Here is a 25789-nt window from a genome sequence, read left to right on the forward strand (position 1 = left end):
CAAGCACTATACCTCGTGTTGACACCCTAGCCAGCCTTCACGACCTGGAAAAGATGAACGAATAATTTTTCCTAGTGGTAAAGAATCTATATCATTTGGTATTAATTCACGCAATGGACAAAATACCATTTGTTCTGCAATCATTCTCTCTAATAAATTCTCAAATTGCATCGATTTAGACATACCTTCCACTTCAGTATGAATAGTATAAACAGACGTTCCTACATCTTCCTGCATCGCGTTAATAATAAAATCATTAAAATTTTCATCTTTAACCAACGTGCCAACAACTTCATCATAAGTTGGTAGTGTCACTGGAATTTGTAGGGTACCAATTGAACCATCAGCCAAAATAGGACGAAAAGGATGGGTACCTCGACAATCACTATTATAGTCAAATTTAAAATTTTCTTTCGCCGTTAATACACGTTCATCGGCACGCCAACCTGCTACAGCTGTACATTTCACACTAGCGCCCGTTACGGCTTCAAGCGCATCCACACCTAATTTAATTTGTTCGACCAATTTAGTTCTCGGCCATTTACCAACATTAGCTTGCCAGCCGTGATGATCCCATGCATGTAGCCCAACTTCATGACCTTCATCCAATGTTTGTTTCATTAAGTAACCTAGATCATTGGCAATTTTTTTACCTGACCAGGCTGTTCCGGCTAATAAAATATCCCAACCATACAGTGACGCGGCATTCGATCTTAACATTTTCCATAAAAATTTAGGTCGAAACAGGCGCCATAAATGGCGCCCCATATTATCTGGACCGACACTGAAAAAAAAACTGGCTCGAAGTTGATATTTAGCGAGCACTTTAAATAACTGTGGCACACCTTCTTTGGTACCTTGATAGGTATCTACATCAATTCTTAAGCCAATTTTCTTCATTATTTTTTACCTAATTCTTCCGCTGCAGCTTGTAAGAAGAAATCTAAAGTTTCATCAATAGTCTGCTTCATATCAATAGTTGGTTCCCAATCGAGCAAGCGACGCGCATTTTCAATGCGCGGTCTACGATGCTCAACATCTTGATATCCTTTACCATAATAACTACTACTTTCAATCTTTTTGAGACCAGCAAATGGAGGAAAGAGTTTACGTAACGGATGTTTTTCAAAACTGACAAGTAACATATCAGCTAATTGAGCAATACTTGCTTCATTGGTTGGATTACCAATATTGATAATTTGGCCATCGCATTTTTCATCTTTATTTTCAATAATACGAAATAATGCTTCAATACCATCTTTAATATCGGTGAAACAACGCTTTTGAGCGCCACCATCAACTAATTTTATCGGTGAACCCTCAACCAAATTTAAAATTAATTGGGTAATCGCCCTTGAGCTACCAATACGGGCAGAATGTAAACTATCGAGTCGTGGGCCCATCCAATTAAACGGTCTAAATAAGGTGAATTTCAACCCTTCTTTAGCACCATATGCCCAAATAACGCGATCCAATAACTGTTTAGAAACAGAATAAATCCAACGCTGTTTGTTAATTGGCCCCACAATTAAACGAGAGTTATCTTCATCAAATTCTTTATCATCACACATCCCGTAAACTTCAGAAGTCGATGGGAAAATAATACGTTTATTATATTTTACACAATAACGCACTATCTTTAAGTTTTCTTCAAAGTCTAATTCAAAAACTCTTAATGGATTACGGGTGTATTCAATCGGTGTTGCAATAGCAACCAGGGGCAAAATGATGTCGCATTTTTTAATATGATATTCAATCCACTCAGTATGAATACTGATATCACCTTCAACAAAATGAAAACGCTGATCATCACCAAAACGAGGATCATTAATAAAACGTGAAACAGCTGAAGAACTAATATCCAAGCCATAGATATCATAGTGTCCATCGGCTAATAAACGTTCGGTTAAGTGATTACCAATAAAACCATTCACCCCCAAAATTAAAACGCGCTTACGGCGTTTTACTTGTGCCGTCGGTTTTGCTCCAACACGCACACCTGTCACAATGCCCATTTCAGCCGCTAAACGCGATCCTTCAACGTATAAACCCGATCCACACTGGCCAGTTAGGATCTCAAGCACGCCTTGACCACAGGCTATTTGCAATGGCTCAGTAGAAATGATGGTACCCGGTAATTTATCATGTGATTTTTCTAACACACGGGCACGCCAGACAATCATCTTACTTTCAGCTAAATAGGTAAATGCACCCGGATATGGTTCGGTTACTGCTCGTATTAAGTTATTCACTTCAGTAGCAGATTTAGACCAATCGATTAAACCATCCTCAGCGCGACGACGGCCAAAATAAGTAGCCTGACTCTCATCTTGTGGTGTTGCTGAATAATCACCCATTTTAATTAATGGTAATGTATCAGCCAAGAGCTGTTCGGAAGCCTGACGAATTTTCTCATGTAACACTAATGCGGTATCTGTTGCATCAATGGCGACTTTTTTCTGTGCAATAATATCACCAGCATCTGCCTTAGCTATCATCTTATGGAGCGTGACACCAGTTTCTGTTTCGCCATTTAAAATAGCCCAATTAATTGGCACGCGACCACGATATTTTGGTAGTAAAGAACCATGTAGGTTGAAGGCACCTTTAGGGGCTAACGCCAATAATTCTTGACTAAGCATATGGCGATAGTAAAAAGAGAAAATGACATCAGGTTGCATTTTCTCAATACGTTCAATCCAAAGTGAATGATTGACATTTTCCGGCGCAAATACAGGCAAGCCCAGCTCAGCCCCCAAGCGTGCAACTGAGGAAAAGAAATGATTCTCTTTAGGATCATCTGTATGTGTAAAAACAGCCTGAATTTCAAAGCCCGCCTTCTTTAGCGCCTTTAATCCCACACAACCAATATCATGGTAAGCAAAAACAATAGCTTTCATTATTTTTTTTCCTGATTTTCGTCAGTATCTTGATGAATACCAACTATCTTTTGAATGAAGTAACGGGGTCGGGCACGAACATCATTGTACATTCTGCCAATATATTCACCGAGTAATCCCATGGCGATAAACTGCGCACCAATAAATATGAATAGAATAGCAAACAGCGTAAAAACACCCTCTGCAGCCCACATTGCACCAAAAATAAGACGTAAGATAATTAGCAGAACCGCCAATAAAAATCCACTTGCCGCAATAAAACTACCAACAACACTCAATAAACGTAACGGAGTCGTTGTTAAGCAAGTGAGTAAATCAAACATTAAATTTATGAGCTTCATAAAGCTATATTTGGAATCACCAAACTCACGTTCTGCATGGGCAACATCAATTTCGATCGTTCTTCTAGCAAACGTATTTGCTAAGATGGGAATAAATGTACTACGTTCATGACACTGTAGCATCGCGTTAATAATATTACGCCGATACGCACGTAACATGCAGCCATAATCGCCCATGGTGCGCCCTGTTGCTTTGGTAATCATGACATTAATGATTTTCGACGCTGTTTTACGAAACCAAGAATCTTGCCGATTCATCCGTCTGGTACCGACTACGTCATAGCCCTGTTCTGCAACCTGTACCAAATTTGGAATCTCTTCAGGTGGATTTTGTAAATCAGCATCTAACGTGATCACAAGATCGCCGGTTGCCTGTTTAAAACCCGCCATAATGGCAGAATGTTGTCCATAATTACGATTTAAAATTACGGCAATAACATGATTTGCCCAATTTTCAGCCGCAGCTATTAGCAAGTTAGCGGAATTATCAGCACTACCATCATCAACTAAAATTAATTCATATGGCTGTTTCAATCTCTGACAAGCAGCCAATGTTCTTTCCAATAATTGGGGTAAACTTTGCTCTTCGTTATAAATAGGGATAACGATAGAAACTTTCTTTATTTCTTCAAAATCATTTTGAAAAGGCACTATTTCAGCTCCGAAAAAATTTCATTAATAGCAGCAACAACGCGATCAACATCTTGAGCGCGCATATCAGGGAATAGTGGTAATGAACATAAGGTAGCCGAGTTCCATTCAGAATTAGGTAGAGAAAGTGATGGATAATGTTTTCTATAATATTTCTGCGTATGAGCCGCTCGGAAATGCAAACCTGTACCAATATTCCTCTCTTTTAAGCGTTCCATAAAACTATCTCGGTTAATACCACAGATTGTTTCATCAACTCGCACCATAAACAGATGATTGGCATGCAAATGGGGATAATCAGGCACATTCAGCATTTTTAACGGCAGCTTGCTAAGCGCTTGTCGATAATAGGCAACAAGCTCAGCACGACGTTTATTTATCTGTGCTAATTTTTTTAACTGAACAACTGCGATTGCAGCATGGATATCAGAAAGATTATATTTAAATCCAGGTTCAACAACTTCAGCTTGTGGCTTACGACCTTGTATTTGTCGATCGAAGGCATCTACACCTAAACCATGAAACTTTAAACATCGCAAGCGTGTCGCTAAGGCATCATCATCGGTAGCAACTAAACCACCCTCGGCACAAGTAATATTTTTAATTGCATGAAATGAAAAAATAGCCGTGCCTTGTTGCCCAATCCATTCATTTTGATATTGAGTACCTACCGCATGAGCAGCATCCTCGATCAATGCGATGTTATTTCTTTGTGCAATTTCACGTAACGCGTTAAGATCGCATGGCGCACCAGCATAATGTACCGGAATAATCGCTTTTGTCTTAGGGGTAATTGCCTGCTCAACAACATCAGGCTGAACCATTAAAGTATCACGATCAACATCAATCATGATTGGATGAGCCCCTAACAAGGTGATCATATTAATAGTTGAAACCCATGTTAATGAGGGGGTAATAACTTCATCTCCAGGACCAATTCCTAAGGCCATAAGCGTTATATGCATACCCGCTGTTGCTGAACAAAAAGCAATTGCATGCTGACAACCAAACTTGTGGCGAAAGTCTTCTTCGAGTTGATGATTTTGCGGCCCAGTGGTGATCCAACCAGAACGTAAGACCTTTTCTACCGCCCGGATCTCTTCGTCACCTATTGCTGGGCGAGAAAAAGGAAGAAAATCATTCATGAGATTAACCTACTAGCAATTCATCTAATATTTTTTTAGAGTTAGTTGTTTATAATATCATAAAATAGCTTAACTACACATCAACATGACAATAACTTTCTAATATAACTAGTTAGAACGCATTTACTTAATAAATGCATAAAGCTTAAACTCTGCCTTAAGTTACTCAAGTAGAATAGAAAACTAATTGATTCCCTAAAAATTCTTATTAATAAAAAAGTAACCCAATAACAAAAATAAGTGCATTTAAAATTATTATTAACGTAACTTTTACCAATAAAATTGTTTGACTTGCTAAAAACTCGTATAACTCATCTATCAACGATATCTTTATTTTTTAAGATTACTTTGACATAAATAAATAATAAAAAAGCCGCTTTAGCGGCTTTTTTGCATATAATAATTCATTATTTATGAGGCTTTATCTTTTCAACTCGGCCTTTCAACTTTTGCCCTGGTCGAAAAGTCACCACTCGACGAGCAGTGATGGGAATATCTTCTCCAGTCTTTGGATTTCGACCTGGACGTTGACTTTTATCACGCAGATCAAAATTACCAAACCCTGACAGTTTCACCTGCTCCCCATTTTCCAATGAACGACGAACTTCTTCAAAGAAAAGTTCAACTAGGTCTTTCGCATCACGTTTGCTTATACCTAGTTTTTCGAACAGACTTTCTGACATTTCAGCTTTTGTAAGCGCCATAGGTTTAGTCCCTCAAGGATGCTTGGAATCGCCGTTTTAACGCAGCAACACATTTATCAACAGTTGCGGCAATCTCTTCTTCTTCCAGAGTACGATTTGTATCCTGCAAGATTAAGCTAATAGCAAGGCTCTTATAACCTTCCGCTACACCTTTACCACAGTACACGTCAAACAAGTTTATGCCAACTATATGATTTATGCCAATTTTCTTGCATTCAGCCAATACATCCGCCGTTGCTACCTCTTCTGGTACTACAACAGCAATATCTCGTCGATTGGCAGGGAAACGTGAAATCATATTTGCTTTAGGGATAACGCGCTCGGCAACAGTATCCCACAGCAATTCAAAAACAAGTGTTCTACCATTCAAATCTAGCTTATTTTCCAGTTCTGGATGAATAACACCTACATATCCAATATAATTATTATTCAGATAAATCCCAGCGCTTTGACCGGGATGAAGTGCAGGATTCGAGTGAGCCTTATAAATAATATTGTCTAACTTTCCGGTTAATTCCAGTATTGCTTCAACGTCACCTTTTATATCAAAAAAATCAACAGCACGTTTTTCTTGTAACCAGTGCTCTTCATAACGATTGCCAGTAATCACGCCTGCTAACATCAATTCTTGCCGAATACCATGTTCTGCTGATGGATCCGGCAGAAATCGTAATCCAGTTTCAAACAGTCGAATACGATTTTGTTGGCGATTTTGATTGTAAATTACTGTCATTAATAAGCCTGGCAATAATGAAAGCCGCATTGCCGACATATCCGTTGAAATAGGATCAGGTAAAATCATCGCATCGGAATCTGGATGCAGCAGTTGCTGAATTTTAGGATCAACAAAACTGTAGGTAATCGCTTCATTGTAACCACGATCAATTAATAACGTTTTCACTCGTTTTAATGGCAGAACGGATTCACAACGAGGGGTCATGACTAAATCAGCACGTAACGGTACATTGGGTATATTATTATAACCATAAACACGAGCGACTTCTTCAATCAAATCTTCTTCAATTTGCATATCAAAACGCCAAGATGGAGCAACCACTTGCCAACTATCTTGCTTACCAATCACTTGGCAACCTAAGCGTTCAAGGATCTGAGTAACATTAATATCCGGGATACTATGACCAATTAAACGATCTAGTTTTAGTCGAGTCAGGGTTATTTTTGCCCCTTTTGGTAAGCTAGTTTGATGGCTAACATCAATAATATTTCCAGCATCACCACCACAAATTTCAAGGATTAACTGGGTTGCGCGTTCCATGGCTTTATATTGCAGCTGTGGATCGACACCCCGTTCAAAACGGTGTGAAGCCTCAGTATGAAGACCATAATTACGCGCTCGACCAGCAATTGTTAACGGATCGAAAAAAGCACTCTCTAACAAAATATTGGTGGTATTTTGATTGACACTAGAGTGCTTGCCGCCAAAAATTCCGGCAATTCCTAAGGCACCTTTCTCATCGGCGATGACTAAAGTATCTTGCTTCATAGTCACTTCACTGTCATCAAGCAAAACTAATGTTTCATCCTGTTTCGCCATGCGAACAATTATCGCGCCATTTAAACGATCAAGATCATAAGCATGTAAGGGCTGACCTAACTCTAACAACACAAAATTAGTAATATCAACCACAGGATCAATAGCACGGATCCCTCCACGGCGTAATTTTTCTTTCATCCAAATAGGGGTTGACGCTGTAATATCAATGCCTTTTATTACTCGGCCTAAAAAACGGGGGCACGCCATAGGCGCTTCCACCCGAATAGGAAAAACGCTAGCATCAGTGCCTTTAACTGGTTCAATCTTTTTCGTATTTAACGCAAGGTTATTGATAGCGGCAATATCGCGTGCGATACCTAAAATACTTAAACAATCAGCACGATTTGGCGTCAAACTTACTTCGAAAATATGGTCATCAAGTTGCAAGTAATTACGAATATCGATACCAATAGGCGCATCGTGTGGTAGCTCAATAATGCCTGCATGATCATTAACAATAGCAAGTTCTGAATAAGAACAAAGCATACCCTCAGAAAGCTCACCGCGTAGTTTTGTTGCTTTTATTTTAAAATTATCGGGTAACACTGCGCCAATGGTTGCCACAGCAACTTTTAATCCTTGACGGCAATTGGGTGCTCCACAGACAATATTGAGTAACTGTTCAGCCCCAATATTAACCTTTGTTAACCGCAATTTATCTGCATTAGGATGTTGTACACATTCAACAATCTCACCGACTAACACACCTTGGAATTGACCGGCGACAGGTTTAACATCATCAATCTCCAAACCCGCCATCGTCATTTGCTCTGATAAGGCTTCACTGCTTATTGCTGGATTTACCCATTCACGTAACCAAAATTCACTCAATTTCATGTGATAATCCTGCCTTATCTAAATTGTTTAAGAAAACGAAGATCATTTTCAAAAAAAGCACGTAAATCGGTCACACCATACCGTAACATCGTTAAGCGCTCCATTCCCATCCCAAAGGCAAAACCAGAATATAAGTCAGGATCAATACCAACATTGCGTAATACATTTGGATGTACCATGCCACAACCTAACACTTCTAACCATTTACCATTTTTACCCATTACATCGACTTCAGCTGAAGGTTCAGTGAATGGAAAATAGGATGGTCGAAAACGAACCCGGGTTTTTTCTTCAAAAAAATGATTTAAAAAGTCATGTAGTGTACCTTTTAAATTGGTAAAACTAATATTTTTATCAACAATCAAGCCTTCTGTTTGGTGGAACATTGGCGTATGAGTTTGATCATAATCATTTCGGTACACACGACCAGGGGCAATAATACGAATCGGTGGTTGTTTACCTTTCATTGTGCGAATTTGAACACCTGAAGTTTGGGTGCGTAATAGACGCGTAGTATCAAACCAAAAAGTATCATGTGAAGCTCGAGCAGGATGGTGGGCAGGGATATTTAAAGCATCAAAATTGTGATAATCATCTTCTATTTCAGGACCGGAAACAACAGTAAAACCAAGTTCGCCAAAGAATTCTTCAATACGATCAATGGTACGGGTTACTGGATGAAGACTACCATTTTCAGTTTGGCGACCTGGTAATGAAATATCGATTTTCTCTGCCGCTAATCGAGCATTCAATAACACATTTTCTAACTGCTCTTTACGCATATTCAATGAATGCTGAACTTCTTGTTTTGCTTGATTAATAACGGCTCCTGCTGCAGGGCGTTCTTCTGCAGGTAGATCACGCAACGTTGACATCTGTAGTGTTAAATGGCCTTTTTTACCTAAAAACTCAACACGCATTGAATCCAACGCAGCAACATCCTGAGCTTTTTCTATGGCTGCTTTTGCTTGCGCAACCAACTCGACGAGATGTGGCATTGTTCCCTCTTCTTACGACCCTTTGGCCTAATCATTGTTGAAAATAAATTTTTTTAGCAATTACTAACAAAAAAGCCTCCATTTGGAGGCTTATCGCAGTTTTTCGTTTCTTTTCTTAAATACGCGAAAGCCCCAAATTTTAGGTGCTAAAATAAAAAAAGAAACGAAAAAAAACAATTTTCATCTTCAAGCAGCTATTCATAAAATAACTCTTATTTATAATATATCGGTTCATCGATAATAAAAAAGAGGGAGCTAAGCCCCTCTTAATTTAACAGATTTAAGCTAACGCGCTTTTTGCTTTCTCGACTAATGCTGCAAATGCAACTTTATCAAAAACAGCAATGTCAGATAAGATCTTACGGTCAATCTCAATTGAGGCTTTTTTCAGGCCATTAATGAAACGACTATAAGACAAACCATTCTGACGAGCAGCGGCGTTAATACGTGCGATCCATAATTGACGGAACTGACGCTTACGCTGACGACGGTCACGATAAGCATACTGACCAGCTTTAATTACTGCCTGGAAAGCAACACGATAAACACGCGAACGGGCACCATAGTAACCTTTCGCTTGCTTTAATATTTTTTTGTGACGTGCGCGGGCTATTACACCACGTTTTACGCGAGCCATACATTTCTCCTATCACTTCGAATCAAATTCGATAATCTTAAACTAAAAACTCAAACTTATGCGTATGGCAAACAAGCCACTACCAAACCCAGATCACCTTTAGAAACCATGGTCTTTGGTCGTAAATGACGCTTACGCTTAGTTGACTTTTTAGTCAGAATATGACGAAGGTTAGCATGCTTACGCTTAAAACCACCACTGGCAGTTTTTTTAAAACGTTTTGCCGCACCACGTACTGTTTTAATCTTTGGCATTTTAAATATCCACTTCGCATTGTTAATTATAACTAACTAGCTAGGCGAATAGTTTTCCATCTAAATAGAACACTATTACTTGGTTGCCTAACTATTTCTTTTTCGGTGCAAGCACCATGATCATCTGACGGCCTTCGATCTTGCTTGGAAAAGATTCGACGACTGACATATCATCCAAATCGTTTTTGATACGATTAAGCATATCAATACCGATTTGTTGGTGCGCCATTTCACGACCACGAAACCGTAACGTGATTTTGGCTTTATCACCATCTTCCAGAAAGCGAATCAGGTTGCGTAGTTTGACCTGATAATCACCTTCATCTGTACCAGGTCGGAATTTAATTTCCTTTACCTGAATAACTCTTTGCTTCTTTTTCTGCTCTTTGAGCGATTTACTCTTCTCATAGAGGAACTTGCCGTAATCCATGATACGGCAAACCGGCGGCTCGGCATTTGGACTGATTTCGACTAAATCAACACCAGCTTCCTCGGCTTTTTCAAGAGCTTCTTTTAGACTGATAATACCAATCTGCTCACCATCTAAACCAGTTAAACGAACTTCAGAAGCACGAATCTCCGTATTAATACGATTCGGGCGCGCCATTTGAATTCTTTTTCCGCCTTTAATACCTTATTCCTCCAGTTGATAAATACGACGAGTGCGAATTTCATCAAGCACTCTTTCTGCAAATTCTGTGACGTCAAATGTTCCTAAATCCTTCCCATCACGGGTTCGAACAGATACCTGATTCGATTCAACTTCTTTATCACCACAAACTAACATATAAGGAACACGACGCAAAGTATGCTCACGGATTTTAAAGCCTATCTTCTCGTTTCTCAAGTCTGCTTTTACACGAATACCAAAATTACTCAATTTTTTTACTACTTTTTGTACAAAATCAGCTTGTGCATCCGTGATATTTATTATAACAATTTGTAAGGGTGCTAACCAGGTTGGGAAGAAACCCGCATACTGCTCGGTTAAAATCCCAATAAAACGTTCAAGTGATCCTAAAACAGCGCGATGAATCATCACCGGCACCTGACGTTCATTATTTTCATCTACATAGGAAGCACCTAAACGACTCGGTAATGAGAAATCGAGCTGTACAGTACCACATTGCCAAGCCCGATCCAAACAATCATACAGAGTAAACTCTATTTTAGGCCCATAAAATGCACCTTCACCGGGTTGATAATCAAATTCAATATCGCCTAATGCCTTAGCAAGATCGCTTTCTGCACGATCCCATTGCGCATCAGTACCTATCCGTTTTTCTGGCCGGGTTGACAACTTAACCGCAATTTTTTCAAAACCAAAGGTTGCATAAACATGATAAATCATTTTAATGCAACTTTTTACTTCAGTTAAAATCTGATCCTCAGTACAAAAAATATGCGCATCATCTTGGGTAAAACCACGTACACGCATCAAGCCATGTAAAGCGCCTGATGGCTCATTACGGTGACAACTGCCAAACTCTGCCATACGTAATGGCAAATCACGATAAGATTTCAAACCTTGATTAAATATCTGAACATGGCCTGGGCAATTCATCGGTTTTATACAATATTCTCGATTTTCCGATGATGTGGTAAACATGTTTTCTTTATAGTTTTCCCAGTGACCTGTTTTTTCCCAAAGAATGCGATCCATCATCAATGGACCTTTTACTTCCTGGTATCGATATTCATTCAATTTAGTACGGATAAAAGTTTCCAATTCACGAAATATTACCCAACCATCATTATGCCAAAACGCCATACCTGGAGCTTCTTCCTGCATATGATAAAGATCAAGTTGTTTTCCTATCTTACGATGATCTCGCTTGGCTGCTTCTTCTAAACGTAATAAATAAGCAGCTAACTGTTTTTTATTGGCCCAAGCTGTTCCATAGATCCGTTGTAGCATTTTATTGTCGCTATTACCGCGCCAATAGGCACCAGCCACTTTTTGTAATTTGAAGTAATGACAAAAACGCATATTAGGAACATGCGGCCCACGACACATATCAATATATTCTTCATGATAATAAAGTCTAGGATGATCATCTTTATTAATATTTTCATCCAAAATTTTAACTTTATAATCCTCACCTCGAGCAACAAACGTATCCCTTGCTTCCTGCCAACTAACCCGCTTTTTGATAACATCATAGTTCTTTTCAGCAAGTTCGTGCATCCGTTGCTCAAGTTTTTCTAAATCTTCCTGAGTTAAAGCGTGTTCCAGATCAACGTCATAATAAAAACCATTTTCAATGATAGGCCCAATTGCCATTTTAGTCGTTGGCCATAATTGTTTAATCGCATGACCGAGTAAATGTGCGCATGAGTGACGGATAATCTCTAAGCCCTCAAGATCTTTACTCGTAATAATGGCTAATTGAGCATCCTTATTAATCTGATCATTCGCATCAACAAGTTCACCATTAACACGACCGGCTATACAGGCTTTTGCAAGGCCTGAGCCAATATCATTTGCAATATCCATTACTGAAACAGCATGCTCATATTGACGTTGACTTCCGTCAGGAAGAGTAATAACTGGCATTTAAAATCCTTAATTTACAGTGGTGACCCATACGCAAGATCACATGTATAGAAATATATTTTTATTAAATGTGAGTTAAAGCAATTTCTTACTTCACCTTGTAAGTGATGTACGCGATAAAACAGCCAAAATTGGGCAAAAGGAATACGTACTTGCATTAACTTAGCGGCGCATATTACCACCATGAAGGTCTAATTAATAGATTAAATCTTGGATAATAAGAATAAAATACTAAAAAACCAGTGACAAATTAATTGTCAGCTAGTTAAATTTCGATAAATTAAGCTAATTTAAATTTATTCTTTATTATACAGCTAAATAGCAATAAAAAACTAGATTAGTCCATTACTAAAATTTTTCGTATCAGTAACGCCGTGATTTTTAGTAAAAATAGATTATAATGAAAACCATTGTCATTTTTTCTCAATATAAATCAATAAATAATCTATCATAGCTATGGAATTGTATGCATTTTTAATTTTCCAAAGATAACGCGGTGCTTGTGCATTTGGGTGTTTTGTTTGAATATGTTGATAAAACTCTTCTGCTGACAGCTTATTAATTTTATCGATCGCAACATGACGATTATTATCAAAAATGCGTAATAACGCGCCAGCACCATTAACATAAGCAGCCACAGTTGCATAATAAAGTACTTTAGGGTCATGAATACCGAATAAATGATTATCTTGAATAAAACGTATATAGGCTGTTCCCACATCAATATTAATAACCGGATCTTTAAGCTGACTCGTGGTAGGTTGCCCCGCTTTGCCTTGTAACCGATATGCATCACGACCAGCAGTAGAAGCCTTAACTTGCATTAAACCTATCGCATTGGATTTACTCACTGCATTAACACGAAAGTTAGACTCCACTTTAATAATGGCTCTAATTAAGTTTTCATCAATAGTATAGCGTTGCGCCGCTTGTCTAATTGCAACATCATAAGGCGTCTTTAACGGGACACTTTCAGTTTGTTCCTCCATGAAATAACGTAGATACTCATTCTGATAAACTGTTTTTGGGCTATTAGATTGTTTGTTTGAGCAGCCGATTAATAAAAAAATAAATATGATGCCACAACATTTAAATTTCACCTTATACCAACCTTCTAATTGGCTTGATCCTATTTAGCATAGCCTAATAAGATAAAAATAAAAATTACCCCCTTTAGCGTTTAGTTGTGAAGAGGCTCTCATATCTGTTATCTACATTACAATTACAATAATTGATCATATTGACATCTTTCATATATAGTTGATAATCATTCTCATTAAAGTGCAATTTACTACTTTATTACCGGGAAATATTTATGTATAAAAGATCCAACCTTTCATCTAAGCATACTTTTACTGGTTTAATAATAATCGCTATTCTTGTTCTTTTTAATCCAATCGCATACGCAAAAAAATTTACCGTTGTCACTACTTTTACTATTATTCAAGATATAGCGCAAAATGTCGCCGGTAATGCGGCCACTGTTCAATCAATTACCAAACCGGGGGCAGAAATTCATGAATATCAACCAACTCCTAAAGACATTTTAAAAGCGCATAATGCTGATTTAATTTTATGGAATGGTTTAGGACTTGAAACATGGTTTAATCGTTTTTTTGAAAACTTCAAACATATTCCTGCCGTTACTGTGACTAAAGGAATAAAACCGATGCCTATTCGAGAAGGTGAATATCAAGGTAATCCTAATCCTCATGCCTGGATGTCTGCCCAAAATGCATTGATCTATATTGAAAATATTCGAGCAGCACTGGTAAAATATGACCCTAAAAATGCAGATATTTATAACCAAAATGCGAAAATATATGCTAGTGAAATTAGCAAAATTGATGCACCGCTACGGCAAAGATTGGCACAAATCCCACAGCAAAAACGCTGGTTAGTTACTAGCGAAGGTGCTTTTAGTTATCTCGCTAAAGATTATGGTTTTAAAGAAGCTTATTTGTGGCCAATTAATGCAGAAGAACAAGGTTCGCCGCAACAAGTTCGTAAAGTTATTGATATTGTAAAAAAATACCATATTCCAGTCGTGTTTAGCGAAAGTACCGTTTCTGATAAACCAGCGAAACAAGTAAGTCGAGAAACCGGGGCGCAATATGGTGGTGTACTCTATGTTGACTCTCTTTCTACTTCTGATGGCCCAGTCCCAACATATATAGAATTATTAAAAACTACCGTTGATACTATTGCAAAAGGTTTTGGTCAATAATAATGAGTAATAATATTTTTTACGAAAAACCTAACTTAATTGTTGATAATGCGACCGTTACATATAGTAACGGGCATACAGCGATTTATGATGCCAGCTTCAATATAACTGGTGGATCAATTTGCGCGCTAGTAGGCATCAATGGCAGTGGCAAATCAACGCTATTTAAAACAATAATGGGTTTAGTGACACCAACAAAAGGACGTGTAACATTAAACAATGCTGCTATCAAAACAGCACTTAAACAAAATATTATTGCATATGTACCACAAACTGAAGAAGTTGACTGGAATTTTCCGGTTCTCGTTTCCGATGTTGTGATGATGGGTCGCTACAGTAAAATGGGGTTTTTACGTATTCCAAGCCAAAAAGATAAACAAATTGTTGCTGATGCATTAGCGCGTGTTGATCTTACAGGTTTAGAACAACGACAAATAGGTGAGCTTTCTGGTGGACAAAAGAAAAGAGTTTTTCTTGCTCGAGCACTAGCTCAAGAAGGAAAAGTATTACTTCTTGATGAACCTTTTACCGGCGTCGATGTAAAAACAGAAAATGCGATTATTGAGCTGTTACGCTCATTACGTAGCAATGGCTATTTAATTTTGGTTTCTACTCATAACTTGGGAAGCGTACCTGAATTTTGTGATCAAGTTATTTTAGTAAACCGAACTATACTTGCTAGTGGACCAATTGAAACAACGTTTACCCAAAAGAATCTTCAACTCGCCTTTGGCGGTGTACTACGGCATATTAATCTCTCTGGTGCAGAACTTCACGATGATGATGATCCTCGTTCATTAACTGTTATTACTGATGATGAAAGAGCCGCTGTTTTTTATGGCCACCATGAACAAACATCCGTCATTAAAAAGCAACCGGAGAAATAAATCATGTTTGATCTATTACTTCAACCCTTTGAATATAACTATATGTTCAAAGCAATCTGGGTCAGTGCTATCGTTGGAGCAGTCTGCGCTTTTCTCTCTGCTTATCTAATGTTAAAGGGATGGTCGTTAATGGGCGATGCTCTTTCCCATTCAGTTGTTCCTGGTGTGGCAGGCGCATATGCACTTGGATTTCCCTACTCTGTAGGGGCTTTTTTTACCGGTATTCTGGCCGCACTCTCTATGACCTTAGTACGCCATATTTCAAGCCTGAAAGAAGACGCAATAATTGGTTTTATTTTTTCCACATTCTTCGCCAGCGGGTTGTTAATCCTTTCTCTAAATCCGACTTCAGTTAATGTACAAACCATTATCTTTGGCAATATTTTAGGTATTGCAGATGAAGATGTACTGCAAGTTGAAATTATTATTGCTATTTCTTTTATTATACTTATGTTTATATGGAAAGATTTACTTGTCGTATTCTTCGATGAAAATCATGCCCGCTCTATTGGACTAAATCCGCTAAAACTAAAAATTATCTTTTTTACCCTATTAAGTGCATGTACGGTGGCTGCTTTACAGACAGTGGGAGCTATACTTGTCATCGCAATGGTTATTACACCTGGCGCAACGGCTTATTTACTTACGGATCAATTCAAACGGTTACTTATTATTGCCGTACTAATCGGATTTACCTCCAGTGCGCTTGGTGCTTATATCAGTTATTTTATTAATGGTGCGACAGGTGGAATAATTGTTACCTTACAAACGCTAATTTTTCTTTTTGCCTTCTTTTTTGCACCTAAATATGGTCTATTTGCTTCCCGCCAAAAAGCACGTCAAGAAATTCTACACCTCAAACAGGTAGAACAAGAGGTGAGCAACAATGAATGATTTCATAGAATTATTAATAACACCTTTTATTTTTCCATTTATGCAAAAGGCCATCATTACTGCCCTTGTAACCGGAACTGTGTGCGCTATTTTGTCCTGTTTTTTAATACTTAAAGGTTGGTCTTTAATGGGTGATGCTATTTCTCATGCAGTATTACCCGGTATTGTTATCGCCTTTGTTGTTGGTATTCCTTTATCAATTGGTGCTTTTGCGTCAGGAATTTTTTGTGCATTTGCAACTGGATATCTAAAAGAAAATAGCCGTGTAAAAGAAGATACTGTTATGGGAATTGTTTTTTCCGGTATGTTTGCCTTTGGATTAGTACTATTTGCACGTATCGACACAGACCAACATCTTACTCATATTCTTTTTGGTAATATTCTTGGCATTACTGCGGCAGAATTTAAACAAACACTTTGGATTTCAGGTTTTACTATCGCGATTATCCTATTAAAGCGCAAAGACTTTATGCTCTATTGTTTTGATCCCAACCAGGCAAAAGTTATTGGTTTACCCGTTAAACTTTTACATTATGGATTACTCTCTTTATTGGCCCTCACTATTGTTGCATCTTTACAAGCGGTAGGAATTATTTTAGTCATTGCCATGCTTATTTCTCCTGGTATTATTGCTTTTACACTATGCCAAAATTTCAATCGAATGCTAATTATTGCGGTTATTGCTTCGACTACATCCTCTTTAATAGGCACTATTTTGAGTTTTCATATTGATGCAGCAACTGGGCCTTGTATTGTATTAACTCAAGCAATTTATTTTATAGCTGCATTAATCTACAACTATATTAGTAAAATAAAAAAACGTTCTGCTTGCAATAAAATTTCAATTCGCTCTTAAGTAAAAAATAATTAGTAAAGTTAGGATTATTTATCTATTACAGATGATAACCCTGAATTTTCTTACAAAGATTATTTATTTACTACAAACCATCATAGAAGGAGTTTAAAAATTTAAATTAATCGTGAATAACTAGAACAAAAATAGGTAATAATTCATTATTCAAATTAATATTTTCCATCAAAAAATTCTTTACTAAAGCTAAATTAAAAAAGCTATATATCCATTAATCATAACGAACTAAATATTGTAATTAATTGATATTAAAAAATTAATTAAATGGCATTATCTCAAACCTGGTTAGTAAAGTAGTTTACCTTTCCCTGTAGGCTGTGATAAGCGCCAATTGATATATCAACGCTATCATTTGTTAAATTTGCTATAATAAATATCCGTAATAATAGTTTTATTACTAGTTAAGCCATTATTGATAATCTTCTTGCTACTGTTCAATAAAATTATTTTCCAATTGATTATAATATAAGAAAACTACCAACCTAAGATATTCATCATAAAGTAAAGTATTCCTCCTATTATAAGCGGTAACATATACAGAATAAAAAACTGCTGGAAAATAGTATGACGAGGAATAGTAATTTTGGCTTCTATATCTTCTTTTGATACTTCCACACCTTTTGCTCTTTCGAAAATTAGGTGATCTTCAATACTTTCTTTAATAAATTTCAATTGACGATTCATTCTGTTACCTGAAGCACTCAAAGCTTGTCCAACAAACATTAAGAAAAATAACAAAATAAAAGCAAAATTAGCTGTCGAAAACCCCATATGAGTACTGGGAATTGGTGAGTTATGCCAAAAAAAATCTAAAAAGGCTGTATTTTGTCGTATGATATGAGACATAATTTTAATAAAATCATTGGCTACAGCATTTAAGCCATCTCCCTGCAAACCTTGCTTTTCTGCTAGTAAGACTAAAGAAACTACTGTAGACACCAGTGCTAATGAAAAAATTATCCACCCTAAAACACGCTTTCCAATAGCGATATAAAATGCTGTTTGATAACTCATTCAAACTCCTCATATTTTTTATATTACGTTTATACTAAATGACAAAATGTTATCAAAAATATTTAAAAGTTATTTTATCATTAATCAAAATTAGCTTTCACCTATCTATATTAAAAGATTTCTTTATTTTAAGTTGATAGAATTAATCAACAAATCATGAATATAGGAGTGCTTTTAATGTCTCATAAGCTGTCTATCAAAGCTGCTATTTTTGATATGGATGGGTTATTGATTAATTCTGAACCCCTTTGGAGCCAAGCAGAAAAAGAAATTCTTAGTAAACTTGGCGTTAATACCTCAATTGCCAATCAACTTCCAGATACACTAGGATTACGTATCGATCAAGTTGTACAACTATGGTACTCAGCTGCTCCTTGGCAAGGAACCTCATTAGAAGAGGTCGAACAAAAAATTGTTAAACGTGTTATTGAACTTATAGAAGAACAACGACCTTTATTACCAGGTGTTAAACATGCACTTCAACTATGCCAAGATCATAATTTAAAAATTGGTTTAGCGTCAGCTTCACCAAAGCACATGCTAGAAAAAGTACTCACTATGTTTAATATTCGCGATTACTTTTCAGCCGTAGTATCAGCAACGCCATTACCCTACAGTAAACCCCACCCAGAAGTTTACTTACAAGCAGCGAAACTGCTAGATATTGAACCAACTTATTGTGTTGCGTTTGAAGACTCTTTCCATGGCATGATTGCTGTTAAAGCTGCACGTATGCGTAGTATCGTTGTACCACCAAAAGATTACTTTACTGATCCACGGTGGACATTAGCAGACTTCAAGCTCACCAACCTGACTGAATTAGCAATTAAGCATATCGTTTAAATTTTAATGATTGGCAGTAATTTGATGCATCAGTATACTGCCAAACCTATGCATTATCATTTTTCTTACAAAAAATTACTCTTATTATTTAATAAATAAGATATTTTTTTCGATTACACTACTCAAACCAAGCCAAAACTATTATACTTTGCAAACTGTATAAATAAACAGTTGGATATTATATGCTATGACTGCCACCGGGCATCTGCTTTTTTCAGTATCATCATTAATACTTGTGCATAAACTAGCAATTACACCCGAGTTTGCATATGGTGATTGGCTTCATTTATTAGCCGGTGCATTACTTGGCGCTCTGCTACCCGATATAGATCATCCATCATCTCATCTTGGGCGTTTATTTCGTTTTATTTCTGTTCCAATTTGTCGTTTATGTGGCCACCGTGGTTTTACCCATAGTTTACTCGCATGGTTGCTCATTATGTTATTGTCCACTCAACTTCCCAATAGTTACTGGCTTTCTGATGCGCTAGTTCAAGCGTTTTTATTAGGTTATTTTAGTCACTTAGTTGGAGATATGTTAACAGTAAAAGGGATACCTTTCTTATGGCCATTAAAAATTCCTTTCTGTTTTCCCATCTTAGGTAATAATTCTAATCAAAGAGCGGAGCATTCTATCGCCATCTTATTAGCTATTTGTGCGATATTAATTCCATCAAATTATCAATTACCACTACAACCTATATTGCAAGAAACGAAAAAAAACGTTATTACATATGTAGTTAATGAACTAAACGATTTAATTTCATTACATTCGCCTTGAAACATTATGAATAAGAAATTGCATTTAGTTATAACAAAATAATTTTTATTACTGATAGTATATAAGGGAAAATGATTTTCATTGGGAGTTTTTTATCATCTTACTTCACCAATGACAAAAAATCTTATACCTATAACAATAAATCGGAGCTGGAGAGAAGGTATGAATTTCCCCGTAATTCTAAATCTACTTATCTTTACTATATTATTGCTTTTTTTGGCCAAAGTAAGTGCAAATGGATGGAGTCTATCAAAAAAAGTCTTTGTTGGTCTTATTATCGGTACCATTTTTGGTGTTATTTTACATTTAGTATATGGTACAAATAATCAAATAGTGCATGATTCATTATCATGGTTCAACATTATAGGCAATGGTTATATCAAATTACTTCAAATGGTTATCATGCCGTTGGTATTTGCTTCGATACTTAATGCTATAGCACGCTTAAATCAAACATCTTCATTAGGGAAAATCAGTTTTTTTACGATTGGGATCCTTCTTTTTACTACAGCTATTGCCGCTCTGATTGGGATTGCTGTTACATCCTGGTTTGGCTTAACTGCAGAAGGCCTAGTACAAACAAGTCATGAAACGCTTCAACTTGAGATTATAGAAAATAACTATATTAAAAAGGTTTCTGATTTAACAATACCTGAGTTAATATTATCATTTATTCCTAAAAACCCTTTTGCTGATCTGACAGGTGCTAATCCAACATCTATTATTAGCGTCGTTATATTTTCTACCTTTTTAGGTATAGCAGCGCTTCAATTAGCCAAAAGTAATCCAGAAAAAGGTGAAAAAATTTTATCCGCGATTGATATTTTTCAATCCTGGATCATGAAGCTAGTTCGGTTAGTTATACGGCTTACACCATATGGAGTAATGGCGTTAATGATTAAAGTCGTAGCTAATTCAAACCTGCAAGATATTATTAAACTGGGTAGTTTTGTTATTGCTTCCTATTTAGCATTATCTTTAATGTTTATTATCCATGGTATACTTCTTTCTTTCACTGGCATTAATCCAATAAAATTTTTTAAAAAAGTTATTCCAGTATTAATTTTCGCATTTACCAGTCGTTCTAGTGCTGGCAGTATTGCATTAAACGTTGAAACACAAACTCAACAATTAGGTATTCCTGAATCAATCGCTAATTTTTCAGCATCCTTCGGTACAACAATTGGTCAAAATGGCTGTGCAGGCATTTACCCTGCCATGCTGGCTGTAATGGTCGCCCCAACGGTTGGGATCAATCCGCTGGATCCTATATGGATCGCTTCTCTGGTTGGTATTGTAACTATTAGTTCTGCAGGAGTTGCCGGCGTAGGTGGAGGTGCAACTTTCGCTGCATTAATGGTTTTACCAGCAATGGGATTACCCATTACTTTAGTCGCGTTACTTATCTCAATTGAACCATTGATCGATATGGGAAGAACAGCATTAAATGTTAATGGCTCAATGGTTGCGGGAACAATTACTAGCCAATTTATGCATCAAACAGATAAACGCATTTTCAATAAATAATATTTTAAACTTATAATCTCTATTCAAAAGTCCTATTAGAAATCTATTTAGGACTTTAAACTTCTAATCAATTTTACTGAATAAATGACTTATATTATTAAATACTATAGAAAATAAAAATTAGTTTGAAAATTAAACAATTATTACTTCAATTAATAATTTTCATTTTAGAAACATTAGATAATTAATAATGGATATTATTAAATAAATAAACATCCTATTTTCACAGTTATAGTATTACTAACTATCTTTTTACTATAAGATAAATTACCACCAGGTGTAAAAATGGTGCACAGGCCCAGTACCTTTCCCAACATTTAATCTATTGGCATGTTTCAAAGTATTTTGCACATAATTTTTAGCTGCAACAATAGTATCATGCCAATTATTAAAATAAGGCCGCTGTGCAGCTAATGCGGCAGATAATGTACAACCGGTACCATGAGTATGTTGTGTTTTTACTTTAGGTAATGAATATCGCCATTCACCACTATGCGTAATAAGCCAATCTGGGCTTTCTTTATTATTAAGATGTCCACCTTTCATAAGCACAGCCGGGCAACCAAATGATAATAGTTTTCTTCCCTGAGATATCATCTCTTGTTCACTTTTAGCCACAGTGCAGTTAAGAAGTACAGCAGCCTCCGGCAAATTCGGCGTGATAAGAGACACTTTAGGTAACAAAACATTTATAAGACTATCGATCGCATCAGGATTTAATAATGGTGCCCCACTTTTTGCTAGCATAACGGTATCAAGTACAGTAAAAGATAATGAATATTTTTGTAATGCGGCCGCTACTATGCATATATTTGTAGTATTTGATAACATACCAATTTTCACACTATCAATGCGAACGTCTGTTAATACTGATTCAAGCTGTGAAGCGATAATTTCGCCTGGAAGATTATGAATTGACTGTACTGAGCAAGTATTTTGCGCGACTAATGCTGTTATCACAGCTGCACCATAATTTCCTAATGCTGAAAAAACTTTCAAATCAGCATGAATACCTGCACCACCCGTTGGATCAGTTCCTGCAATTGATAACGAATTATAAATCATAAATTTTCCTAATATTTCATGTAGTAATCAGAATAATTTACGCTACCTTACTTGACTTATTAAATTAAACCAATAGTTATTTTATATCAGAGCAAATGAATATACTGCTTTTACTAGCCAATTTAGCTATTTTATTTAACATTAGATATGTAATAAAAACTATTCTCATTATATATCTTTTATTAATTTTTTATTTTAATAAAATAATCTTAATAAAGCTCAAACATAATATTATTACTTAGCTAGAGTAGCCTTTAGATTTAAAATTTAATTTATTATAGTTTATAAAATTAAACAATTTATCTATCAATAACAATTATCTGCTATAAATAAAACAAATCGATATCACATGTTATTATTTTACTTTAACTTAATAATAATATTTCACAACAACTTATTTATTTATCATAGCCTCATTTATCTATCAAATGACTATAAAATCAATTTTATAAACAAAAAAATAACAACATCATTAGATCATATTATACTTCAAGCTTAAAATATAATAAATTATATAAGAATTTTTATTTTCATTAATTTCAATATAAAACTCATATAGAATATTATACATAATAAATTGGAAATTTAATATTTATTAACAAAAACTATTTATAACTAAAATATGATTAAAAAGTATAAAAAATTATTCTGGTGCATAAAAATAGTATTTATTATACATTTTATTAAATCAAATTGAATATTAAATAGCTTATTAAAACCTGATATGAATTTCGTAATCGATCATTTTCACAATCAAGCTTAATTTTAAAAAAAAAGAAAATAATTTCATTTAAAAATTATTTTATAAAAGCAGAAAAAAGAGCTGCAGTAATCTTGTTGTTAATACAAATGCCATTTGATTGAAATAGCCAAACCCTCATAGCAATTTAATATTGAACTAATTTTATTGTAAAAATTTTTTATTATTTATCCTTTGAATAATTTAGCGGTTGGGAAATATAGCTAAAATATTTGCTATACATAACAAAGTATCATAAGCACTTCAGACACAATAAATATTTAACTTTAGTAATTCATTTCATGGTGAAATAACTCACTTGAAAATTAGTAAATAATAATTATTTTCACTATCTAAAAAATATAACTAAAAAACTATAATCATATTGACTAGATTATTAGTCGATAATTATAACTTTAATCTTAAATTTCGCATTAATAATTTTATGATTTTAGTTAAATTATTTGATAAAATTAACAATGGAATTTGATAATTGATTTAATTCATTGTTAGTACAATTTAATATTTTAAAAAAAGATTTACACTAAAAATACTTAATAAATCTCAAACTTGAAAAATAATGGCTATTTTTCCAAATTGCATATATAAATAACGAACATCTAATTAACATAATGATATAATTTTCAAATTTTATTTAACGTTTGTGTTTTTAATAAAAACAAAATATAATCAATGTTACATACATTTGAGCTACCGTGATTTCCCTGGTGCAATAAGGCGATTTGAATTATATACTATAAGATTCTACTATTTTAATTTTAGATAAATTATAATTTAATTTGTAAATTTTTTAAATAATTGTAGATATGAGTAATAAGAAGATATCGTTTAGGAGGTTTTTCATTCCATAATATTTCTGTACCATCTTTTATAATTGCACAAATCATACCGTTTGGCATTCTTTTCAAATCTAGATAACCACTGACATTGTAAAGTTTTTTTCGTACTCTAGAAAACAATTGGCTTACATTATTTGCTGTAATACTCCTATATCTATCCATCCACACATATTGAATAAGATGTTCTAAATCCATCGTATCCTTGTCATGAGAAAAATTGAGGATAACTTCAAGCATAAGAAATTCTTTAGGGGTTAATTTTACAACTTCATCTTCGACTTCAACCGTCCTACCAACGCTATTGATAACTATATACGACTTCATAGCTTCCTCCTCCTGATAAAATATAAATAAACTAATATAGTTATACTTATATCAATAAAGAATACAAAACTATACTTTTTTATTGAGCTAATGTTCAAAATTTTGATAATAGTTTTTTAAAGACTAAATTAACTAAATTCATTTTACAGCAATAACAGGTTTAATTAACATAAATTTTATTTCATTTAATGAATTTTAGTTCCTAATAGTATCTAAATATTATTACTAATTATGGAAAATTTTAAAGTCATCTTTATCTCTTTTATTAAAAAAAAATTAATTATATCTTTCCAAATAGTATATTTATAAAATAATGAACGTAGCATTATGGTAATCATAATGATTGTAACAATAAAGTTTAATATTTGTCTTATTTTTGTTTCAATGAAATCCTTTAAAAAGTAAATCTAGAATTTGGGGGTTATACCCATATGCCTAAAGAAAATGATGTTCTTATATGGTGTCTTATAGGTTTGTTTTCTGCATGGGGAGGTGCTACTAGATATATACTAAATACGGAAAAAAAGAGATCAAAACGACGATGGATAGCAATGATGTTTGAAATGATTATATCTTGCTTTACTGGATTTATTGGAGGCTTATTAGCAATGGAATATGGCTCTAGTGACTATATTGCACTAGTGGTTGCAGGCTTACTTGGATCCATGGGTGGTACAGTATTAAAATTACTATACCAAAAAGTCTTCAATTTAAAGATTGATAAAAAATAATTTACTTTTTAACTGCCATAATTATAAACACTCAATTATAACTAGCTATGCTCTCTTTTCACTATAATTACCACTAAGGGTAGTTTTGAAATATCATTCTACTTTTAGTGATATTAATTCTATCATTCTGATAAAGAAAATATTATATTCACAGCTTATTTACTAAATAGATAATATTATTTGAATACAATGTTAACTTTATTATATTATATTATATTATATGTTTATTATTAAATTTATGCATTTAAATAATAGAGAGGAATTGTAGTTGTTAATATTAGTTCTCCTTTTTATTAAAAATATTTTATAAATCATAAATTATAAAATCTGTTATATTCATTTATTAAAAATAATAAGCAAAAAAGATATAATAAAGAATAACATTTTTAATATAAAAAATTTATTTTTGTATCTTTAATAATATTAAGTAAAATTATTTTCATTTTA

General features: G+C 34.9%; 24 protein-coding genes and 1 other annotated feature. Of the genes, 8 read left to right on the plus strand and 16 right to left on the minus strand.

The annotated features are described in order from the left end of the window. Positions 1-6: 6 nt before the first annotated feature. The 13 genes from arnD to G468_RS0101875 all read right to left on the minus strand — a co-directional run bounded on the left by arnD (position 7) and on the right by G468_RS0101875 (position 13679). The gene (gene arnD, locus G468_RS0101820) at positions 7-900 is read right to left on the minus strand and encodes a 4-deoxy-4-formamido-L-arabinose-phosphoundecaprenol deformylase (RefSeq protein WP_026821645.1); all 894 of its coding nucleotides are present in this window, start codon (positions 898-900) and stop codon (positions 7-9) included. After that, complete coding sequence (arnA, locus tag G468_RS0101825; RefSeq protein WP_026821646.1) at positions 900-2900, minus strand: bifunctional UDP-4-amino-4-deoxy-L-arabinose formyltransferase/UDP-glucuronic acid oxidase ArnA; 2001 nt, start codon at positions 2898-2900, stop codon at positions 900-902. The genes arnD and arnA overlap by 1 nt, the downstream gene beginning before the upstream one ends. Then, positions 2900-3892: an undecaprenyl-phosphate 4-deoxy-4-formamido-L-arabinose transferase gene (arnC, locus tag G468_RS0101830; protein WP_026821647.1), complete on the minus strand. Its 993-nt coding sequence runs from the start codon at positions 3890-3892 to the stop codon at positions 2900-2902. The genes arnA and arnC overlap by 1 nt, the downstream gene beginning before the upstream one ends. Continuing rightward, positions 3892-5037 carry a UDP-4-amino-4-deoxy-L-arabinose aminotransferase gene (arnB, locus tag G468_RS0101835; protein WP_026821648.1) on the minus strand — a complete coding sequence of 382 codons (1146 nt, stop codon included), beginning with the start codon at positions 5035-5037 and terminating at the stop codon, positions 3892-3894. Before arnB ends, arnC begins: the two co-directional genes overlap by 1 nt. Before the next feature lie 407 nt (positions 5038-5444). Beyond that, positions 5445-5741, minus strand: coding sequence for an integration host factor subunit alpha (gene ihfA / locus G468_RS0101840; RefSeq protein ID WP_026821649.1), 297 nt, complete (start codon positions 5739-5741; stop codon positions 5445-5447). Between the two features lie 4 nt (positions 5742-5745). Then, the gene (gene pheT / locus G468_RS0101845) at positions 5746-8133 is read right to left on the minus strand and encodes a phenylalanine--tRNA ligase subunit beta (RefSeq protein WP_026821650.1); all 2388 of its coding nucleotides are present in this window, start codon (positions 8131-8133) and stop codon (positions 5746-5748) included. Positions 8134-8147: 14 nt separating this feature from the next. Then, positions 8148-9131 (minus strand): phenylalanine--tRNA ligase subunit alpha, encoded by a 984-nt coding sequence (pheS, locus tag G468_RS0101850; RefSeq protein ID WP_026821651.1) that lies wholly within the window; start codon positions 9129-9131, stop codon positions 8148-8150. A gap of 65 nt (positions 9132-9196) precedes the next feature. Further along, positions 9197-9319: a sequence feature (Phe leader region), on the minus strand. After that, positions 9271-9366: a pheST operon leader peptide PheM gene (gene pheM / locus G468_RS25225; protein WP_135677616.1), complete on the minus strand. Its 96-nt coding sequence runs from the start codon at positions 9364-9366 to the stop codon at positions 9271-9273. It overlaps the preceding feature by 49 nt. A gap of 45 nt (positions 9367-9411) precedes the next feature. Beyond that, positions 9412-9768, minus strand: a complete 357-nt coding sequence (rplT, locus tag G468_RS0101855; protein WP_026821652.1) for a 50S ribosomal protein L20 — start codon at positions 9766-9768, stop codon at positions 9412-9414. 56 nt (positions 9769-9824) lie between these two features. Continuing rightward, entirely contained in the window at positions 9825-10022 is a 198-nt protein-coding gene (gene rpmI / locus G468_RS0101860) for a 50S ribosomal protein L35 (protein ID WP_026821653.1), read from the minus strand. Positions 10023-10113: 91 nt separating this feature from the next. Next, entirely contained in the window at positions 10114-10653 is a 540-nt protein-coding gene (gene infC / locus G468_RS0101865; protein WP_026821654.1) for a translation initiation factor IF-3, read from the minus strand. 3 nt (positions 10654-10656) lie between these two features. Further along, on the minus strand, positions 10657-12579 hold the full coding sequence (gene thrS, locus G468_RS0101870; protein WP_026821655.1) for a threonine--tRNA ligase: 1923 nt from the start codon (positions 12577-12579) through the stop codon (positions 10657-10659). A 413-nt stretch (positions 12580-12992) separates the two neighbouring features. Beyond that, a complete protein-coding gene (locus tag G468_RS0101875) occupies positions 12993-13679 on the minus strand; it encodes a transglycosylase SLT domain-containing protein (RefSeq protein ID WP_026821656.1) in 687 nt (228 codons plus the stop codon). Between the two features lie 215 nt (positions 13680-13894). Here G468_RS0101875 and G468_RS0101880 point away from each other — a divergent pair, with 215 nt between their 5' ends. The 4 genes from G468_RS0101880 to G468_RS0101895 are packed head-to-tail and all read left to right on the plus strand — an operon-like array spanning position 13895 to position 17443. After that, positions 13895-14806, plus strand: a complete 912-nt coding sequence (locus G468_RS0101880) for a metal ABC transporter substrate-binding protein (RefSeq protein WP_026821657.1) — start codon at positions 13895-13897, stop codon at positions 14804-14806. A gap of 2 nt (positions 14807-14808) precedes the next feature. Continuing rightward, positions 14809-15693: a manganese/iron ABC transporter ATP-binding protein gene (locus G468_RS0101885; protein ID WP_026821658.1), complete on the plus strand. Its 885-nt coding sequence runs from the start codon at positions 14809-14811 to the stop codon at positions 15691-15693. A 3-nt stretch (positions 15694-15696) separates the two neighbouring features. Beyond that, a complete protein-coding gene (locus G468_RS0101890) occupies positions 15697-16587 on the plus strand; it encodes a metal ABC transporter permease (protein ID WP_026821659.1) in 891 nt (296 codons plus the stop codon). Continuing rightward, a complete protein-coding gene (locus G468_RS0101895; protein ID WP_026821660.1) occupies positions 16580-17443 on the plus strand; it encodes a metal ABC transporter permease in 864 nt (287 codons plus the stop codon). The genes G468_RS0101890 and G468_RS0101895 overlap by 8 nt, the downstream gene beginning before the upstream one ends. Before the next feature lie 489 nt (positions 17444-17932). Here G468_RS0101895 and G468_RS0101900 read toward each other — a convergent pair whose 3' ends face one another. Then, positions 17933-18472, minus strand: a complete 540-nt coding sequence (locus G468_RS0101900; RefSeq protein WP_026821661.1) for a YniB family protein — start codon at positions 18470-18472, stop codon at positions 17933-17935. Positions 18473-18649: 177 nt separating this feature from the next. On the opposite strand from G468_RS0101900, the gene hxpB reads away from it, so the two are divergent. From hxpB to G468_RS0101915, 3 genes are all read left to right on the plus strand, one after another. Next, entirely contained in the window at positions 18650-19315 is a 666-nt protein-coding gene (gene hxpB / locus G468_RS0101905; RefSeq protein WP_026821662.1) for a hexitol phosphatase HxpB, read from the plus strand. A 187-nt stretch (positions 19316-19502) separates the two neighbouring features. Further along, a complete protein-coding gene (locus G468_RS0101910) occupies positions 19503-20096 on the plus strand; it encodes a metal-dependent hydrolase (RefSeq protein ID WP_026821663.1) in 594 nt (197 codons plus the stop codon). A 162-nt stretch (positions 20097-20258) separates the two neighbouring features. After that, the gene (locus G468_RS0101915) at positions 20259-21623 is read left to right on the plus strand and encodes an L-cystine transporter (protein WP_026821664.1); all 1365 of its coding nucleotides are present in this window, start codon (positions 20259-20261) and stop codon (positions 21621-21623) included. 267 nt (positions 21624-21890) lie between these two features. Here the strand turns inward: G468_RS0101915 and thiD are convergent, their stop codons facing one another. Together thiD and G468_RS0101925 are read right to left on the minus strand one after the other, a co-directional pair. Beyond that, complete coding sequence (thiD, locus tag G468_RS0101920; RefSeq protein ID WP_026821665.1) at positions 21891-22688, minus strand: bifunctional hydroxymethylpyrimidine kinase/phosphomethylpyrimidine kinase; 798 nt, start codon at positions 22686-22688, stop codon at positions 21891-21893. Between the two features lie 1527 nt (positions 22689-24215). After that, positions 24216-24611 carry a winged helix-turn-helix domain-containing protein gene (locus G468_RS0101925; RefSeq protein WP_026821666.1) on the minus strand — a complete coding sequence of 132 codons (396 nt, stop codon included), beginning with the start codon at positions 24609-24611 and terminating at the stop codon, positions 24216-24218. A 431-nt stretch (positions 24612-25042) separates the two neighbouring features. Here G468_RS0101925 and G468_RS0101930 point away from each other — a divergent pair, with 431 nt between their 5' ends. Then, positions 25043-25342, plus strand: a complete 300-nt coding sequence (locus tag G468_RS0101930; RefSeq protein WP_026821667.1) for a phage holin family protein — start codon at positions 25043-25045, stop codon at positions 25340-25342. Positions 25343-25789 lie beyond the last annotated feature (447 nt).

It is taken from the genome of Arsenophonus nasoniae DSM 15247 (genome assembly GCF_000429565.1).
Classification (GTDB): domain Bacteria; phylum Pseudomonadota; class Gammaproteobacteria; order Enterobacterales; family Enterobacteriaceae; genus Arsenophonus; species Arsenophonus nasoniae.

Bases quoted from the DNA above. Each gene is read 5' to 3' on its own strand.
- arnD (WP_026821645.1), bottom strand. From the start codon at position 900: ATGAAGAAAATTGGCTTAAGAATTGATGTAGATACCTATCAAGGTACC.
- arnA (WP_026821646.1), bottom strand. From the start codon at position 2,900: ATGAAAGCTATTGTTTTTGCTTACCATGATATTGGTTGTGTGGGATTA.
- arnB (WP_026821648.1), bottom strand. From the start codon at position 5,037: ATGAATGATTTTCTTCCTTTTTCTCGCCCAGCAATAGGTGACGAAGAG.
- ihfA (WP_026821649.1), bottom strand. From the start codon at position 5,741: ATGGCGCTTACAAAAGCTGAAATGTCAGAAAGTCTGTTCGAAAAACTA.
- pheT (WP_026821650.1), bottom strand. From the start codon at position 8,133: ATGAAATTGAGTGAATTTTGGTTACGTGAATGGGTAAATCCAGCAATA.
- pheS (WP_026821651.1), bottom strand. From the start codon at position 9,131: ATGCCACATCTCGTCGAGTTGGTTGCGCAAGCAAAAGCAGCCATAGAA.
- pheM (WP_135677616.1), bottom strand. From the start codon at position 9,366: ATGAACCGATATATTATAAATAAGAGTTATTTTATGAATAGCTGCTTG.
- rplT (WP_026821652.1), bottom strand. From the start codon at position 9,768: ATGGCTCGCGTAAAACGTGGTGTAATAGCCCGCGCACGTCACAAAAAA.
- rpmI (WP_026821653.1), bottom strand. From the start codon at position 10,022: ATGCCAAAGATTAAAACAGTACGTGGTGCGGCAAAACGTTTTAAAAAA.
- thrS (WP_026821655.1), bottom strand. From the start codon at position 12,579: ATGCCAGTTATTACTCTTCCTGACGGAAGTCAACGTCAATATGAGCAT.
- G468_RS0101880 (WP_026821657.1), top strand. From the start codon at position 13,895: ATGTATAAAAGATCCAACCTTTCATCTAAGCATACTTTTACTGGTTTA.
- G468_RS0101885 (WP_026821658.1), top strand. From the start codon at position 14,809: ATGAGTAATAATATTTTTTACGAAAAACCTAACTTAATTGTTGATAAT.
- G468_RS0101890 (WP_026821659.1), top strand. From the start codon at position 15,697: ATGTTTGATCTATTACTTCAACCCTTTGAATATAACTATATGTTCAAA.
- G468_RS0101895 (WP_026821660.1), top strand. From the start codon at position 16,580: ATGAATGATTTCATAGAATTATTAATAACACCTTTTATTTTTCCATTT.
- G468_RS0101900 (WP_026821661.1), bottom strand. From the start codon at position 18,472: ATGAGTTATCAAACAGCATTTTATATCGCTATTGGAAAGCGTGTTTTA.
- hxpB (WP_026821662.1), top strand. From the start codon at position 18,650: ATGTCTCATAAGCTGTCTATCAAAGCTGCTATTTTTGATATGGATGGG.
- G468_RS0101910 (WP_026821663.1), top strand. From the start codon at position 19,503: ATGACTGCCACCGGGCATCTGCTTTTTTCAGTATCATCATTAATACTT.
- G468_RS0101915 (WP_026821664.1), top strand. From the start codon at position 20,259: ATGAATTTCCCCGTAATTCTAAATCTACTTATCTTTACTATATTATTG.
- thiD (WP_026821665.1), bottom strand. From the start codon at position 22,688: ATGATTTATAATTCGTTATCAATTGCAGGAACTGATCCAACGGGTGGT.
- G468_RS0101925 (WP_026821666.1), bottom strand. From the start codon at position 24,611: ATGAAGTCGTATATAGTTATCAATAGCGTTGGTAGGACGGTTGAAGTC.
- G468_RS0101930 (WP_026821667.1), top strand. From the start codon at position 25,043: ATGCCTAAAGAAAATGATGTTCTTATATGGTGTCTTATAGGTTTGTTT.